Genomic DNA, 15,966 nt, shown 5'->3' on the forward strand with positions numbered 1-15,966 from the left:
GGCAAGCGTCGAGAAGCGACTGTCCATAGTGCTCAGTTCAAGACCACATCCGTGCAGGTAGCGAGCACTGTCGGCGAAGATCAGCGAACAACGCCGATCGACTTCCGGAAATTTTCAGGTTTCAGGGTTCGAGGCCCTGGCGGCCCACCAAACCCCAGGTCACAGACCTGGAGGTTTCACTTGGAAGTTCCACCCGATCCGAGCCTGGCGTCGTTCCCGGTTTCCGACATGCGCCAGCACGGTCACCCCAGGTCGGCTGCGTACGGTGTCTGACTGCCGCGATGGCTACGTCGCCTTGCCACCGTTCAACATGGCGGTGCTTCGTAGGATCCGGCTCATGACCGCAAGCGACCGCCCTGGACTCGTGTCGCCAGCCGAGTGCACGGACGTCTGGAGCGTCCTCGATCAGGTTCGGCTGAGGCCGGGCATGTGGATCCGCGGACGCCAGCTCCGCGACCTGGAAACCATCCTCTTGGGCTACGGCGTTGCGCTCGAAGTTCATGGCGTCAACGAATCGTTTCACCTCAACCCCGGCGGTCCGTTCGGCGAATGGCTCCACGCCCGGTTCGGTTGGAGCATGTCATGCGGGTGGGCTCAAGCCATCACCGAGAACGCCGGCACGGAAGACCCACTCGTCCTGTTCTTCGACCTCGTGGACGAGTACCGGACGGATGGTCACACCAGCCGCCAGACTGGAACTGCCGGTCGGGCCGGGGTACCGGAGGAAATCGGCGCAGGCCAGAAGAACCAAGATCATGATTGGCTTTGACCTGACGCGACGTCGATAGACGTCGAGCGCTTCGGAAGATCACTGATACGCCGCAGCCACCGAACTGGCCTCCTTCGAGGAAGGCGCGGTGGGCGCGATCAGCAGGTACTGGATCTCGTGGACGAGGTGACGCGGCGAGACGAGCAGCGCGACGGTCAGGCGGACTACAGCGCTTTGCGGATCGGGGGCTTCAACTCCGACAAGGTGCTGCCCCCGTTGCTCGCATGGATCGACCAGGTCCTACCGAACGAGGAACGGCATCCCGACGTGCAAATGTGAAGACGGCCGAACGGCCTGCTTCTGAAGTGACAGTCCACAGTGCTCGGTACACGACCGCATCTGTGCGACGAGTGAACCCGTTGGTGAAATCGCGTGCGAGCGCGGGTGTGCGCCAAGTACGGTGCGCTGGACCAAAAGGGGGGTGCGGCATGACGAAGCTGAACCAGATCATCGCGGTGGAGAAGAGTGTCAAAGGGGGCACGCTTCGGGACCTCACCGACGCGCACCACGGGCTGCAGAAGCCCGCGTTGCTGGCCGGTATCTCCCGGACGTACCAGCCGAAGGACGAGGACGGCGAGGTGTTGCCGCCGGAGTCCACCCGCGTGCAGGTGAAGGCCGAGGACGTGCTGCGCAAGACCGCGGCCGTGATGACCCGGCTCTTCGACGTCACGGCGACCAAGGACTGGGCCAACTGCGTTGCGAAGGCCGACGTGGTGGTCGACGGGCGGACGTTGCTGCGTGACGTGCCCGTGTCGTACCTGCTGTTCCTCGAAAAGCAGCTGACGGACCTGCACACGTTCGTGAAGAAGCTGCCCTTGCTCGACGCGGCGGAGGACTGGAGCTTCGACGAGTCCGCCGATTACTGGCGCACCGAGCAGGTTCGGACGATCCGCACCAAGAAGGTGCCGCGCAACCACGTCAAGGCCGAGGCGACGGAGAAGCACCCGGCGCAGGTCGAGGTGTACTACGAGGACATCCCGGTGGGGTACTGGACCACGGTGAAGTTCTCGGGTGCGCTGCCGGCCCGGCGGGTCAACGAGCTCGTCGACCGGGTGGAGAAGCTGCAGCACGCGGTGAAGTTCGCCCGGGAGGAAGCCAACAGCCTCGAAATCACCGACCAGCGCGTCGGTGACGTGGTCTTCGACTACCTGTTCCGGTAGCGTCCACAGACTCCCCCGCTGGAGCGCGGGGGTGCGCTCCCCCCACGTGGGAGCGTGAAAGCTGAAACTGAACGTCAGCCTGAACCACTCGGTGAAAAGTGGGGGTTCGAATCCCTCTCCCGGCACTTGCAGGCCGGGGTGGCCCAATCGGCAGAGGCAAGCCGGGATCAAGCTCAGACTCTCGCTCCAGGTTCAGCATTTCCGCCGAACGCCAGATCGCCCGAGCACGGACAAGACTCGCCGAGGTGCAGGTTCGAATCCTGCTGGCCGCTCTCGTGCGGCCGTAGCTCAACGGAAGAGCGCGGCGACCTAAGGACTGATCCGGCTCTTAAAAGTCGCTGGTGTGCGCAAATGGGCGGCAACCCGGGGCCCTGGACTGGACATGTCCGGGGCCCCACCTGCCTTTCCCGGCTCAGCAAGAAGCCCCGGACCAGCAGATCCGGGCCTCGAGGTGGTGTCTCAGTGACCGGCGTGGCCGGAGTCGCTCGTCTTGCTCGGCAGGAGCGCGGCGACGACGATGGTGACCACCGCCAGGGCGGTCGCGACCACGAACGCCAGGCGCATGCCGCTCAGCTGTGCCGCGGACTCGGTGGCGCCTTCGGTGACCAGCTGACCCGCTCGGGCGGACATCACGGTCACCACCAGGGCGGTGCCCATCGCCGCGGCCACCTGCTGCAGCGTGCCCAGGATCGAGCTGCCGTGCGGGTACAGGTTCGGCGGGAGGGCGCCCATGCCCAGGGTGAAGATCGGGGTGAACATGGCCGCGAGGCTCACCATCAGCAGGGCGTGCAGGCCCAGGACCTGCCAGTACGGCATGGTCATGGAGATCTGGGTGAAGCCCGCGAGGGAAGCGACCAGGCCGATGGAGCCCGGCAGGACCAGCGGGCGGCTGCCGAAGCGGTCGTAGAGCTTGCCGACGGTGGGGCCGAGCAGGCCCATGGCGAGGCCGCCGGGCATGAGCAGGAGGCCGGTCTGCAGCGGGGTGAGCGCCCGGATGTTCTGCAGGAAGAGGGGCAGCAGCATCATCGAGCCCATCATCGCCAGGAACGCGACGCACATCAGGGCCAGGGAGAGGCCGTAGGTGCGGTGGCCGAGGGTGCGGAGGTCCATCAACGGGGCGCCGGTGCGCTGCAGCCTGAGCTGGCGGACCACGAAGAACGTGACGGTGGCCGCGCCGGCGAGGACGATGCCGAGGGTGGGGCCGAGGTGGGCGTCGCGTTCGCCGAAGAGGCTCAGGCCGTAGACCAGGCCGCCGAAGCCGAGGGCGGCCATGACCGCGCTCAGCCAGTCCAGCGAGCTGACCTCGGGCTCACCGATGTTCTTGAGCTGCCGCAGGCCGAAGTAGGTCACCGCGCCGGCGATCGGGAGGACCGCCACGAACAGCAGGCGCCACGAACCCAGCTGCAGGATCAGGCCGGAGATGGCCGGGCCGAGGGCCGGCGCCACGGAGATCGCCAGCGTCACGCTGCCCATGACCCGGCCGCGGTCCCGTTCGGGTACGACGGTCATCAGCGTCGTCATCAGCAGCGGCAACATCACGGCGGTGCCCGCTGCCTGCACGACGCGGCCGAGGAGCAGGACCGGGAGCGACGGCGCGACGGCGGAGATCGCGGTTCCGGCGATGAAGACGCCCATCGCGATCGCGTAGCTCTGGCGGGTGGTGACGCGCTGCATGAACCAGCCGGTCACCGGGATGACGGCGGCCATGGTGAGCATGAACGCGGTCGACACCCACTGGGCGGCCTGTTCGGTGACGTGCATCGACTCCATGAGGCGCGGGATCGCGTTGATCATCAGCGTCTCGTTGAGGATCACGACGAACGTGGCCAGCACCAGCAGGCGCACGACCAGGGGTGTCCCGCCCGCTTTCGCGGCCGGTCGGTCTTGGATCGCAGCAGTCATGTCAGGGACCCTCACTAGGTTTCTGGCAGTCGCGTCGCGGCCAAGGCCGCCGGCGTCACCCGTGACACCGGTGGAGACCGGCAGATCAGGTGGAACTCATCGATGAGCCCGAGTGTTCCTCATCTCCGCGGCGGTCTCACCTGATTTCCGCTCCCGGCGGATCAGGTTCTTGCCCGTCTACCGGCACGTCGAACAGCAAGAGCGGGAATCGACACGGATCCGACCGGCCTTCAAGAAGTGACCGCTATCACGACGTTGCCGCGCTTGTGACCGGCATCGATGTAACGGTGTGCTGCGGCGATGTCACTCAGTGGATATGTGCGGTCGATGACGACGCGCAGTTCGCCGGACTCGAGCAGCGCGCTGATGAACCGCAGGGCCGCCCGTTTGTCCACGAACATGCCGGCGACGACGCGCTTGCCGAGGAACGCCGTCCCCAGCGCCCAGAGGTTGTTCGCCAGACCGGTGGTGTGGTCACCGTGTCGAACACGACGTCATAGGTGCCAGGTCAACGGTGAAGTCGCGCTCCGTGTAGCCGACCACCTCGTCGGCGCCCAGGGACCTCACCATCTCGACGTTCGACGGGCCGCAGACGGCGGTGACCACGGCACCGAGATGCTTGGCCACTGGACGGCGTGGGTGCCGATGCTCCCGGAGGCGCCGTTGACCAGCACCCGCTGCCCCGGCCGGACACCGGCCTTGTCGCGCAGGAAGAACAACGCCGTCGTGGCGCCGTCCGCGGCTGCGGCGGCTTCGGCGAAGGTCTCGCTCTCCGGCTTCCGGCACAACGAGCCCTCGGCGGGGAGGCGGACGTACTCGGCATGGCCGCCCACCGAGAAGCCGGTGAACCCGAAGACCCGGTCGCCCGGGGCGGAACCGCGTCACACCGGAACCGGCTTCTCCACCACCTGGACGACGTCGGGCGGACCGAAGCTCGTGTGCACGGCGGCTCTCGTGCGACGACGGTAGGGACGGCCGGATCCGTTGCGGAGCAACGGATCCGGGAATCAGGGAGAAAGCGGGGTGCCACCTGGGGGTCGGACCACGGGCCGATGGCCACCTCGGACCGCGGGCCGATCCGCCGGACGCGCGGCGGTGACAACGTCGTCCGGCATGAGGTTTCCGAACGGGTGGGTCGGTGGCACGGCACTGGTCGCCGGCCCGGTGTTGCTGGTGGCGGGAACGCTGTTGCGCTCCCCGTTCCACTTCTTCTTCCCCGACCAGTTGCGCGCGGTGGCCGAGCACCCGGCGTTGGTGCGCGCGGCCTACACGGCCTTCCTGGCGGGCACCGTGGTCCTGTGGGCCGCGGTCGCCTGGCTCGCGCACAGGATCGCGGAGCGCAGACCGGGGTGGGCGGTCTGGGGTGGCGTCCTCGTGACGGTAGGGCTGTTCGGGCGGACGTTCCACGCGGGCGTCGACCAGGCCGCGTTCAACGCTACGGAGCACCTCGGGGTCGACCGGGCGACGGACCTGGTCGCCCAGGGGTACGGGGAGCTGCACCTGTTCAGCTACCTGAGCTTCACGATCATGTCCGGCTGGTTCGTGCTGGCGGTCGGGGCTCACCGCGCCGACGTGCTCGGCGTGGTCAGGGCGGTCGCGCTGGCGTCGACGGGACTGCTGCCGCTCGGCGTGCTGAAGGGGACCGACGTCCTGTCGGTCATCGGGACGATCGGGCTGTGCGTCGCACTGGTGCCGCTGGGGATCAGGACGATCCGCGAGCAACCGCGCCTCACGATGAGGAACGTGCTGACGGCTGTCCCGGTGGCTGTGGGGCTAGGACTCCTCGCCGTCCTGAGCACGCTGGGATGACGCGAACGGCAGCACGAACCACAGGCCGGTGAAGATCGCGAACGCCAGGCCGCCGACCACCAGCGCGGGCCAGCCGCCGAGGACGATCTCCGCGAGCAGCAGGACGGTGCCGGTCATGGCCAGGGCCAGGAAGGCGAGTCCGACGAGCGCGAACGTGTTGCCCCGGCTGACCACGTCCTCGCGGCGGCCCTGCCGGAACAGCACGCGGTGCCACGCGGCGGGAGCGGTGAGGAACGCGACGGCCACCGCGGCGCACAGCACCGTGACCAGGTGGGTGATGCGGATGTGCGAACCGATGGAGACGTACTTCTCGGTGAACGCTATGGAGAGCAGGAAGCCGAACAGGATCTGCACACTGGCCTGCGCCACGCGGAGCTCCTGCATCAGCTCGTTCACGTTGCGGGCGAGTCTGCGTTGGTCGGACTCCTCAGCTTCGCTCACCCCACGCACGTACCCGGCTTGGAGGGGTTGAAACATCCGTTCGGACGCAAAATGGCCGGGTGAAGCCGTTCTGACCACGCCGACGACATCGGGGTGTCCACTGTGGACTGACGGCTCACCGAACGGCACGCGCGTCCGTTGCCGCACCGCGAACACGCGCACACCCGCCCGGCGCTGTCGGCCTCGCGGGGCGGGTGCGCCGTTCCGGACCCCGGACTAGAACTTGTTGATCACGAAGAAGTCGGTCACGAACGCCACCGGGTCGCCCGCGGTGTTGCGGCCCACCCAGGTCGGGTAGACGCCGTCGCCCCAGCCGGTCGAGAACGCCACGACGTTCAGCCCGGTCCGGGGGTCGGTCACGGTGGCCGGGCCGCGCCCACCGCCGACCGCGTTCAGGGCGTCGATCAGGGCGCAGTCGCCCGCCTCGTCGTCGCTCGCCAGCCGGTCGAGCGCCGGGGCGGCGGACAGGTCGAAGAACGCACCGGTGCTCGACTTCACCTCGTAGCCGAACTCCGGCATCACCGGGAGCATCGGCACGTGCTCACCGGGCAGGACCGCCGGTCGCCACGAGTACGCGGGTTCGTCCCGCACCGTCACCTTCGCCGCCGCGACGCGGTAACCCTGGCGCAGGTCGGGCACCCCGTCGCCGTCGAGGTACGACACCAGCGAAACCGACACCGGGTAGCTGCCCGGCTCGACCTCGTCGGTGAACGCCTCCGCGTCCTCCGGCCACAACACGAACGGGTCCGCCGCCACCAGCCTGCCGGTCGGCAGGGCCAGCTCACCGGCCTGCTGGACGGTGACGACCTGCTGTTCACCGCCGCCGGTGGGCCTGCCCACGGGCCCGTCCACGAAGAACCGCTCGAACCCGGACCTGATCAGTGCAACCGCCCCCATGCCGTCGACCACCTCCAGAGGCATGTTGGCAGAAGCCTCCGACACCCGATCGGGGCACCGGGGGTGTTCGCCGTCCGCGGAGACCCCCGCCGCCGCAACGGATCCGCTGCCACGCTGGTCAGCACGGAGATCGGGCTGGTGCCGGGCGACATCACCCGACAGCAAGTCGACATCGTCGTGACCGCGGCCACCGAGTCGTTGCCCGGCGGCACCGCCTTCCCTGCGATCGCGACGCGGACGATCCGGTCGTCGCCCACCGTGGCCACGATCCGGCTGGTGACATCCGACCGGGAGACCCACTACGCGATCGCGGTCACGTTCGGTGAAGATCGCGGCAGGTCAGTGCCGTAACCTGGAAGGCGTGCCCGTTCCCCCCACGCTGAAGATCGGCCCGTTCGCCGTCGACCCGCCCGTCGTGCTCGCCCCCATGGCCGGCATCACCAACGTGGCGTTCCGGCAGCTGTGCCGTCAGTACGGGGCCGGGCTCTACGTCTGCGAGATGATCACGGCACGCGCGCTGGTCGAACGCGACCCGATGACGATGCACATGATCACGTTCGACGAGGGCGAAAGCCCGCGGTCGATGCAGCTCTACGGCGTCGACCCGGGCAACGTCGGCGAGGCCACGAAGATGATCGTGGACGAGAACCTCGCGGACCACATGGACATGAACTTCGGCTGCCCGGTGCCCAAGGTGACGCGCAAGGGCGGCGGGGCGGCGCTGCCGTACAAGCGGGAGCTGTTCCGGCAGATCGTGCGGGCCGCGGTCCGCAACGCCGGGGACATGCCGGTCACCGTGAAGTTCCGCATCGGCATCGACGACGATCACCTGACGTACCTCGACGCGGGACGTATCGCGCAGGACGAGGGTGCACAGGCCGTGGCGCTGCACGCGCGCACGGCGTCGCAGCGCTACTCCGGCAAGGCCGACTGGACCGCCATCGCGCGGCTCAAGGAGGCCGTCACGAGCATCCCGGTGCTCGGCAACGGCGACATCTTCAGCGCCCAGGACGCGCTCGACATGGTGGCGCGGACCGGCTGCGACGGCGTGGTGGTCGGGCGTGGCTGCCTCGGCCGGCCGTGGCTCTTCCGCGACCTGCAGGCGGCGTTCCGGGGCGAGCCGGTTCCGCAGGGCCCGACCCTCGGCGAGGTCGCCGAGGTGCTGCGCAGGCACGCCCAGCTCCTCGCGGCCCACGACGGCGAGGACAAGGGCCTGCGCGACCTGCGCAAGCACATGGCCTGGTACTGGCACGGCTTCCCGGTGGGCGGCGACACGCGGCGGGCGTTCGCGATGGTGTCGAGCCTGCAGGAGCTGGACGACCTCATCGGCACGCTCGACGGGAGCGTCCCGTTCCCCGCGAACGCGGAAGGGCCTCGTGGCAGGCAGGGTTCCTCGGCGAAGGTCGTGCTGCCCGAGGGGTGGCTGGACGACCCCGAGGACGCGACGGTGCCGGCCGGTGCGGACGTGATGCACTCCGGTGGCTGAACGCATCGCGGTCCTCCTCGTCTCGCTCGCGCTCCTCGCGGGCTGCACCGGCCCGGTCGCGGGCACGGCGAAACCGGCCAGCCTGTCCGACGACGACCGCGCGCGGTTCCGGGAGTTCTACGAGCGCCTCAACAAGGCGGGTGACGAGGGCGCGTCCCAGCAGCAGAGGCTGCTCAAGGAGACCCAGCACCCGGACTTCCGGCAGAAGACGTGCGACCTGCGCGGCGCCACCATAAAGGTCGAACCGACGTGGGCCACGCTTCGGACGGACGCCGACTGGGCACCCCCCGGCGAGAAGGCCCACCCGCGCGGGAACGTCTACGTCGTCGCCGTCACGATCACGCTCAGCCGGGACGGTGCGGTGGTGGGCAGCCAGATCGGATCGCTGCACGTGGTGCACCTGGACGGACAGGTGTACGGGTTCGCACCCTGTCTCGGTGGCTGACCAGCTTGTCCACCTTCCAAGCTCACTGGATCGGAGCAGGCGACGGTCAACCGGACGGGGGAAATCCCGTCCCCGCGCGTCCTTCTGGCTCAAGCGCCGCCTCTTCGGAGACGACACCTGGCAGGTAAGGAGGTGACCGCGATGACCGCGCTGCGACCCGAGATCGCAGATCCCCAGCCCGACACCGGTGTCGACGAGCGGGGACCCGGGCCGATAGACCTGCACGAGTCCATCGCGACGTTGTTCGCCTCCCGCGGTGAGTGGCGCAAGGCGTACCTGCACCTGCGTTCCGCGCTCGACCTCGTCTACGCCGACCAGGTCGAGGAGCCGCACGTCCCGGAGCAGCTGCGCCGCGAGGTCGACAGGCTGCGCCGCGAGCACGCCGAGGCCCGCGAGCAGAGCCTGCGCGACAGTCTCACCGACTCCTACAACCGCCGTTACCTCGACCAACGGCTGATGGACCTGCTGACCGAGCACGGGGCGTGCCGGCACGGGCTCGCCATCGCCCTGATCGACCTCGACTGGTTCAAGCAGGTCAACGACACGTTCGGCCACCTGCTGGGCGACCGGGTGCTGCAGCGGGTGGTCGAGCTGCTCCAGGACGGCCTGCCGGAGGGCGCTTTCTGCGCCCGCTACGGCGGCGAGGAGTTCGTGCTCGTGCTTCCCCGCGTGGACGCCGCGAGCGCCCTGGAGGTCGCCGAGGCGGCCCGGGAACGTGTCGAGCGTCACCCGTGGCACGAGATCGCTCCGGGGCTGCGCGTGACCGTCAGCGCGGGTCTCGCGTACGAGCCGCCCGCCGACGAGGCGCCGGAACGTCCCGCCGTCAGCGCCGAGCAACAGCTGCTGCGCGCCGACAGCCTCCTGTACTCAGCCAAGCAGTCGGGCCGCAACGCGGTGGCGTACCGAGCCGACGGCCGAGTTCGCCTCGCGGGTGCCGCCTCAGGCAGGCGTGCGATCGCGCAAACACGTGCCCCTGACTACTGCTGAGTGACGTGGCTCACCCGTTCAGGGCAAGCGGACTGCGCATAATCGCGTACGGATCGCAGCTGTATCACCCGGAGTGGTCGTCAGAAGTCGCCTACATCCGTAGTATCGCGGGCGCAACTGACACGCCGGTGATGCAACCCTTGTGTCCCGGTCGTCGTCACTTCGTAATGACGAACCGCTTTTGCTTCTGACCCTGAAGGGAGATTGGGTGCCCGACGACCCCCGACGTGGCGGCCCCTCTTCCCGTGGTGATCAGGATCCCCAGCACGACCAGCCGACCGGCCGTAGACGTCGCTCGATGGAAGGCGCTGGGGGCCTGAGCGTCTCGGACCTCATCGAGCAGCACAGCAGGACGAACATCCCCCGGCCCGTCCCGCCAGGCTCGCCCGACGCACCCACGACAGGCAGGCGCGTCCTGCCGGACCCACCCGCGCCCACGGGCAGGCGTGCCCTGCCCGACCCGCCGGCGGCTCAGCCACCACAGGCTCCGCCACCGCAGGCCCCGCGGCAGCAGCCGCCCGCCGTTCACCGGCCCGGTGAGCAGACGGGTGCGCGCCCGCGGCCTCCGCTGCCGGACCAGGCGCCCCCGCAGAACTTCCCCGCCGATCAGACGGGCAGGCGGCGCAGGCCGGACGCCCCGGAGGCGAGCGCCGCCCAGACCGGTCAGCGGCCGCGTCCCGGCGAGCAGACCGGGCAACGGCCGAGGCCCGCCCAGAACGGCGCCTACCCGCCCGCGGGTGAGCAGACAGGACAGCGGCCGCGGCCCGACGCCACGGGAACGCAGCGCCGCCCGGTGCCCGGCGAGCAGCCGCCCGCGGCCCGCCGCCCCGAGGCAGCCGGTCCGCAGCGCCGTCCCGCGCCGGGCGAGATGCCGCCGAACGGCGCACCGCCGCGCAGGCTCGCCCCCGGCGACGTCCCGTCCTCGGGCGGCGTCCCGCGCCCACCGGCACCCGGTGACGCGGGCGCGCACGTCCCGCCGAGGCCCCCGGCTCCCGGCGATCCCCGCCGCATGCCGCCCGGTGACGCGCCTTCGGCCGGCGGCATCCCGAGGCGCCCCGCGCCCGGTCCGGCGCCGGAGGCGAGCGGCATGCCCAGCGGCACGCTGCGGCGCCCCGACGTCAGCGGCGCACCGCCGCGCAGGCTCGCCCCCGGCGACGTCCCGTCGTCGGGCGGCATCCCGCGCCCGCCCGCACCCGGTGAGCAACCGGGTCCCGCCGGGCGTCCCCCCGCGCCGGGAGGAACGCCGGACGGCCCCGCGCCGCGCCGCCTCCTGCCGGGCGACGCGCCGTCGTCGAACAGCATCGCGCGACCTCCCGTCCCCGGCGAGGGGCCGGAGAGCACCGGCCGCCGGCCCATGCCCCCGAACGGGGACGTGACCGGCAGGCAGCCGATGCCGTCCCGCGCGGAGTCGAGCGGCCCCCGGCCGATGCCCCCGCGGGCGGAGTCGAGCGGTCCGCGCCCGATGCCCCCCGTCATCTCCAACCGGCTCGGCGTGCCGTCGGACGCGCCCACGCCGGCGGAGGAGACCCAGGTCGGCGGGCCGGGACCCGAAGCCACCCAGATCGCCCCCGCGGCGGGTGTGGCCAGGGTCGAGAAGCGCGAAGACATGGACCCGATGAGCCTCACCACCGAGATGGAGGCCATCGGCGAGGACGTGAAGAAGCGCCGCGAGGTCGACCACACCCTCGCGCGGTTCTCCGCGGTGCACGACGAGCTGCTCGAGCAGGAGCGCCAGCGCAAGGAGCGGCGCGCCAAGCTCATGCCATGGGTCAAGGACGAGGACGAGCCCGACGAGGAGGCGACCCAGTTCGCCGACCCGGTGGTCGTCGACGACGAGACCGGCGAGCCGCGGGTCGTGGGTCGCACGCCCCAGCAGCGCAAGTGGATGCGCACCGCGCGGATCGGCGCGATCGCTGCCGCTTCCGTGATCTTCGCGTCGACCGGCATCGGCTGGGGCGCGATGAAGTGGGCCGACTCCAAGATCCAGAAGATCGACGCGCTCGGCGGCAACTCGCAGGCGGTGCAGCAGGCCGAGAAGCAGCTCGGTGACGAGAACTTCCTGCTGGTCGGCTCGGACACCAGGGCGGGCGCGAAGGCGGGCGACAACGTCGGAACGCAGGCGCAGGAGGGTGGCGCGCGGTCGGACGTGCTGATGCTCGCGCACATCCCGGCCGACCGGAAGCGCATGGTCGTCGTGTCGCTGCCGCGTGACGTGCGCGTCGACCGGCCCGCGTGCCGCAGCTGGAACCCGGACACCGGGCAGTACGCCGGCCCGCTGGCCCCCGAGAAGGACGTCATGGCGAACTCCGTCTACAACGACGGTGGGCCCGAGTGCGTCGCCAACATGATGACCCAGCTGTCCGGACTCAAGATCAACCACTTCGTCAGCATCGACTTCAACGGCTTCCGCGAGATGTCGACGGCGATCGGCGGCGTGGAGATCTGCACGCCGACGAAGATCGTCGACGGTGAGCTCGGCGTCATCATCGACAAGCCGGGCAAGCACCTGCTCAAGGGAGACCAGGCGCTGCAGTACGTCCGCGCGCGCAAGGTCGACGGCGACGGTGGCACGGACTTCGACCGCATCAAGCGCCAGCAGGGTTTCCTGTCCGCGATGCTGCGCCAGTCGTTGTCGAACGAGGTGTTGCTCAGCCCCACCAAGCTGAACAACTTCATCAACGCCCTCACCGGTTCCACCGTCGGCGACAACATCGACGTGGCTTCGCTGCTGGAGCTCGCGAACTCGTTGCAGAGCCTCGAGGCGGGACGCGTCTCGTTCGTGACGATGCCGCACTGGACCGACGACAACAAGCTGATCGACATCCCGGACGACAACATCGAGCGGCTGAAGGACGACGACGTCAAGGCGTTGTTCCAGACGATCATCGACGGAACGCCGCTGCCGCAGGAGAAGCCCGTCGACCCCAAGCCGGGGGACGCGAATCCCGCGGCCCCGCAGCCCGGCACGGTGATCGACCCCAAGGAGATCTCCATCCAGGTCCTCAACGGGGATCCGACGAACGGCGGCGCCGTCGCCAGGACGTCGAACGGCTTGGAGCAGCAGGGTTTCAAGATCGCGAAGCGGGACAACGCGCCGGAGCGCGCACCGAAGACGATCATCAGGTACGCGAAGGGCAACGAGAACAAGGCGGCGACGCTCAAGGCGGCCGTGCCCATCGCGGAGTTGGTGGAGGCGTCCGAGATGGGTGGCGCCGTCCAGTTGGTCATCGGTGCGAACTTCGACGAGAAGATCGTCTCCCCGAAGGGGAGCACCCCCGCCGGCACCAACCAGGGGCAGACCCAGCAGCCCGGTGGCGACTTCGCCGTGGTGAACGCGGCGCAGGACCCCTGCGCGGCGAAGTGATTCGCCGGGGGTTCACCTCCGGTTCATCCTTCGATGTCGCCGCCGCGGTGGTCGGGACGTAGGCTGAGCGCCATGCGCGAGGCCTACCACGACCAGCTAGAACAGCTCGCCGACCAGCTGGCCGACATGACCGGCATGGTCGCCGAGGCGATGCAGAACGCGACCGCCGCCCTGTTGCAGGCCGACCTCGGCTTGGCGGAGCAGGTCATCAGCGGCGACCAGAAGGTCGACGACGTCCGCTCCAGCATCGAGGAGCAGTCGTACGCGCTGCTCGCGCTGCAGGCACCGGTCGCGACCGACCTGCGCACCGTGCTGGCGGTCATCCACGCCGCCGAGAGCGTCGAGCGGATGGGCGACCTGGCCCTGCACGTCGCGAAGGCCGCCCGCCGCCGCCACCCGGCGTCGGCGCTGCCCGAGGACGTGCGGCCGTACTTCGCCGAGATGGGCCAGATCGCGGTCAAGCTCGCGAACGAGGCCGCGGAGATCATCCGCGAGAAGGACGTCGACCGCGCGCGCAGCCTCGAAGAAGAGGACGACGCGATGGACGACATCCACCGCCACCTGTTCTCCGTCATCATGGACAAGGAGTGGCAGCACGGCGTCCCCGCCGCGGTGGACGTGACGCTGCTCGGCCGCTTCTACGAGCGCTACGGCGACCACGCCGTGTCGGTCGCCAAGCGCACGGTCTTCGTCGTCACCGGCCGGATGCCCGGCTACGGTGGCGACGAGAACCTCTGAGAGCGCCGCTCACTCAGCGAAACTGCCCATCGCGTTCCGCCGCGAGCTCCGGATCGGCGTAGGCCTCGGAGAACTCGGCGAACACGGTGGGCAGTTCTTCGTCCCACGCCGCCCGCGCCTCGTCGCGCGGCAGATCCCGTGCCTCCACGGTGAAGTACGCCCACGCCCGCACCAGCTCCGGCAGCAGGGCCAGGTCCTCTTCGGACACGTGCAACTTCGCGGCCACGTTGAGGATCAGCACCGCGGTGAGCGACGCCGGCCCGTACACCACGGGGTCGCGGTTCTGCTCCACCGCGGCGGAAACGACGATCCCCGCGAACGCCCGCGCGGCCTCGGCGTCGGCGATCCCGTGCTGTGAAGCCAGGAACGCCTCGACGACCTCGTCCGTCCTCTCCGGACCGATGACCGGGATCTCGTACTCGCTCGGCACCAGCGCGCTCACGCGGGCGTCGGCCAGGGCGATCAGCTGGACGGGGTGCCGCACGTCCTCGTCGCCCATGAGGCCTTCCTCGGCCTCCTCGTCGGGCCCGTCCGCCCAGAACTGCTCGACGTCCGGCCACACGCGGTCGTAGACGCCGGTGGCGCTGAGCGGCGTGATCTCGTCGCGGAACGCGTCCGGGGTGGAGGCGATCATGTCCTCCAGCAGCGCCACGGTGCCCTCGTCCGGCGTCGAGAACAGCTCGATCGCGGTGGCCCCGAGCACCGGCTGGCGCATGAACAGCACGGTCTCGCCCACGCCGGCGCGTTCCTGGGTGATCGCGATGACCTCCACGTCGCCCAGCAGGTTCGTGACGAGGAAGGCGTCGCGGAAGTCGGGGACGGCGCCCGGGACGTACCAGTCCGGCTCGGCGACGCCGCGTGCCGCGACGGCTTGCGCTGCCTCGAACGCCTCGGCCCTGTGCTCGGCGGAGCCCACGCCGGACAGCGCGCGCAGCGCGGTGAGCGCCGCCGGGTCGTCCATCGCCTCCAAGGCCTCGACCATCGGCGTGTGGCCGGAGCCTGCGAGCCAGAGCGTGGCGTAGAGCTCGCTCGCCCAGGCGTCCGCGAGCAGCCACGACTCCGAACGCAGCGCGGCCGCCGACTCGAGCAGCGCCCCGTACGGGGACTGCTGCTCCTGCCGGCGGCCGGGTGCCTTGCCTTGCTTGCGCTTGCGCGACTTGCTCTGCGGGCTCACGCCCAGGAATTTAGCCGAAGCGGCCGGAGATGTAGTCCTCGGTCGCCTTCTGGCCGGGGTTGGAGAAGATCTTCTCCGTGTCGTCCACCTCGATCAGCTGTCCCGGCTGACCGACACCCAGCAGGTTGAAGAACGCGGTCTGGTCGGACACGCGCGCCGCCTGCTGCATGTTGTGGGTCACGATGACGATCGTGTACTCCTTCTTCAGCTCGGTGATCAGGTCCTCGATCGCCAGCGTGGAGATCGGGTCCAGGGCCGAGCAGGGCTCGTCCATGAGCAGCAGGTCGGGCTGCACCGCGATGGCGCGGGCGATGCACAGACGCTGCTGCTGACCACCGGAGAGGCCGCCGCCCGGCTTGTCGAGCCGGTCCTTGACCTCGTTCCAGAGGTTGGCGCCGCGCAGCGAGCGCTCCGCCACCTCGTCGAGCTTCTTCTTGTCCTTCACGCCCGCGAGCCGCAGCCCGGCCACCACGTTGTCGCGAATGGACATCGTGGGGAACGGGTTGGGGCGCTGGAACACCATGCCGATGGTGCGGCGCACCTCGACCGGGTCCACAGTGGACGCGTAGATGTCCTCGCCGTCGAGCAGCACCTTGCCCTCGACGCGGGCGCCGGGGGCGACCTCGTGCATGCGGTTGAGCGACCGCAGCACGGTCGACTTGCCGCAGCCGGAGGGGCCGATGAACGCGGTGACGTTCTTCGGCGGCACCGCGAGCGAGACGTTCTCCACGGCGTGGAACTTGCCGTAGAAGAGGTTCAGGTCCTTGATGTCGAGTCGCTTGGCCATGTCCGCC

The 15,966-nt window shown here is 69.8% G+C and carries 17 protein-coding genes; 10 read left to right on the forward strand and 7 right to left on the reverse strand.

What is annotated here, in order from left to right:
* Nucleotides 1–337: 337 nt before the first annotated feature.
* The 3 genes from BLQ91_RS30145 to BLQ91_RS30150 all read left to right on the forward strand — a co-directional run bounded on the left by BLQ91_RS30145 (nt 338) and on the right by BLQ91_RS30150 (nt 1,929).
* Nucleotides 338–769 carry a hypothetical protein gene (locus BLQ91_RS30145; RefSeq protein ID WP_090102548.1) on the forward strand — a complete coding sequence of 144 codons (432 nt, stop codon included), beginning with the start codon at nt 338–340 and terminating at the stop codon, nt 767–769.
* Between the two features lie 126 nt (nt 770–895).
* Entirely contained in the window at nt 896–1,048 is a 153-nt protein-coding gene (locus tag BLQ91_RS41680) for a hypothetical protein (RefSeq protein WP_176960027.1), read from the forward strand.
* 149 nt (nt 1,049–1,197) lie between these two features.
* On the forward strand, nt 1,198–1,929 hold the full coding sequence (locus BLQ91_RS30150) for a DUF7873 family protein (protein WP_090102277.1): 732 nt from the start codon (nt 1,198–1,200) through the stop codon (nt 1,927–1,929).
* 459 nt (nt 1,930–2,388) lie between these two features.
* Here BLQ91_RS30150 and BLQ91_RS30155 read toward each other — a convergent pair whose 3' ends face one another.
* The 3 genes from BLQ91_RS30155 to BLQ91_RS42225 all read right to left on the reverse strand — a co-directional run bounded on the left by BLQ91_RS30155 (nt 2,389) and on the right by BLQ91_RS42225 (nt 4,664).
* A complete protein-coding gene (locus BLQ91_RS30155) occupies nt 2,389–3,831 on the reverse strand; it encodes an MDR family MFS transporter (RefSeq protein ID WP_090102278.1) in 1,443 nt (480 codons plus the stop codon).
* Nucleotides 3,832–4,061: 230 nt separating this feature from the next.
* The gene (locus BLQ91_RS42220; RefSeq protein WP_218130467.1) at nt 4,062–4,292 is read right to left on the reverse strand and encodes a zinc-binding dehydrogenase; all 231 of its coding nucleotides are present in this window, start codon (nt 4,290–4,292) and stop codon (nt 4,062–4,064) included.
* 102 nt (nt 4,293–4,394) lie between these two features.
* Nucleotides 4,395–4,664: an MDR/zinc-dependent alcohol dehydrogenase-like family protein gene (locus BLQ91_RS42225; protein WP_218130463.1), complete on the reverse strand. Its 270-nt coding sequence runs from the start codon at nt 4,662–4,664 to the stop codon at nt 4,395–4,397.
* Between the two features lie 280 nt (nt 4,665–4,944).
* On the opposite strand from BLQ91_RS42225, the gene BLQ91_RS41685 reads away from it, so the two are divergent.
* On the forward strand, nt 4,945–5,640 hold the full coding sequence (locus BLQ91_RS41685) for a hypothetical protein (RefSeq protein ID WP_176960028.1): 696 nt from the start codon (nt 4,945–4,947) through the stop codon (nt 5,638–5,640).
* Here BLQ91_RS41685 and BLQ91_RS30170 read toward each other — a convergent pair.
* Together BLQ91_RS30170 and BLQ91_RS30175 are read right to left on the reverse strand one after the other, a co-directional pair.
* Nucleotides 5,605–6,081, reverse strand: a complete 477-nt coding sequence (locus tag BLQ91_RS30170; RefSeq protein WP_218130464.1) for a DUF6328 family protein — start codon at nt 6,079–6,081, stop codon at nt 5,605–5,607. The two genes, BLQ91_RS41685 and BLQ91_RS30170, sit on opposite strands and share 36 nt — an antisense overlap.
* Nucleotides 6,082–6,297: 216 nt before the next feature.
* Nucleotides 6,298–6,978 carry a DUF4241 domain-containing protein gene (locus BLQ91_RS30175; RefSeq protein WP_176960029.1) on the reverse strand — a complete coding sequence of 227 codons (681 nt, stop codon included), beginning with the start codon at nt 6,976–6,978 and terminating at the stop codon, nt 6,298–6,300.
* 63 nt (nt 6,979–7,041) lie between these two features.
* On the opposite strand from BLQ91_RS30175, the gene BLQ91_RS30180 reads away from it, so the two are divergent.
* The 6 genes from BLQ91_RS30180 to phoU all read left to right on the forward strand — a co-directional run bounded on the left by BLQ91_RS30180 (nt 7,042) and on the right by phoU (nt 13,998).
* Nucleotides 7,042–7,329, forward strand: a complete 288-nt coding sequence (locus BLQ91_RS30180; protein WP_090102283.1) for a hypothetical protein — start codon at nt 7,042–7,044, stop codon at nt 7,327–7,329.
* 10 nt (nt 7,330–7,339) lie between these two features.
* Nucleotides 7,340–8,464: a tRNA dihydrouridine synthase DusB gene (dusB, locus tag BLQ91_RS30185; RefSeq protein ID WP_245733911.1), complete on the forward strand. Its 1,125-nt coding sequence runs from the start codon at nt 7,340–7,342 to the stop codon at nt 8,462–8,464.
* Nucleotides 8,457–8,909: a hypothetical protein gene (locus BLQ91_RS30190; RefSeq protein ID WP_090102285.1), complete on the forward strand. Its 453-nt coding sequence runs from the start codon at nt 8,457–8,459 to the stop codon at nt 8,907–8,909. The genes dusB and BLQ91_RS30190 overlap by 8 nt, the downstream gene beginning before the upstream one ends.
* 141 nt (nt 8,910–9,050) lie before the next feature.
* A complete protein-coding gene (locus tag BLQ91_RS30195; RefSeq protein WP_090102287.1) occupies nt 9,051–9,896 on the forward strand; it encodes a GGDEF domain-containing protein in 846 nt (281 codons plus the stop codon).
* A 298-nt stretch (nt 9,897–10,194) separates the two neighbouring features.
* Nucleotides 10,195–13,260, forward strand: a complete 3,066-nt coding sequence (locus tag BLQ91_RS30205; protein WP_143022887.1) for an LCP family protein — start codon at nt 10,195–10,197, stop codon at nt 13,258–13,260.
* A gap of 72 nt (nt 13,261–13,332) precedes the next feature.
* Nucleotides 13,333–13,998 (forward strand): phosphate signaling complex protein PhoU, encoded by a 666-nt coding sequence (gene phoU, locus BLQ91_RS30210; RefSeq protein ID WP_090102293.1) that lies wholly within the window; start codon nt 13,333–13,335, stop codon nt 13,996–13,998.
* A gap of 13 nt (nt 13,999–14,011) precedes the next feature.
* Here phoU and BLQ91_RS30215 read toward each other — a convergent pair whose 3' ends face one another.
* Nucleotides 14,012–15,172: a hypothetical protein gene (locus BLQ91_RS30215; protein WP_090102295.1), complete on the reverse strand. Its 1,161-nt coding sequence runs from the start codon at nt 15,170–15,172 to the stop codon at nt 14,012–14,014.
* Nucleotides 15,173–15,182: 10 nt separating this feature from the next.
* Nucleotides 15,183–15,959 (reverse strand): phosphate ABC transporter ATP-binding protein PstB, encoded by a 777-nt coding sequence (gene pstB, locus BLQ91_RS30220; RefSeq protein WP_090102297.1) that lies wholly within the window; start codon nt 15,957–15,959, stop codon nt 15,183–15,185.
* Nucleotides 15,960–15,966 lie beyond the last annotated feature (7 nt).

The organism is Lentzea jiangxiensis, from assembly GCF_900104175.1.
In the GTDB taxonomy this organism is placed as follows: domain Bacteria; phylum Actinomycetota; class Actinomycetes; order Mycobacteriales; family Pseudonocardiaceae; genus Lentzea; species Lentzea jiangxiensis.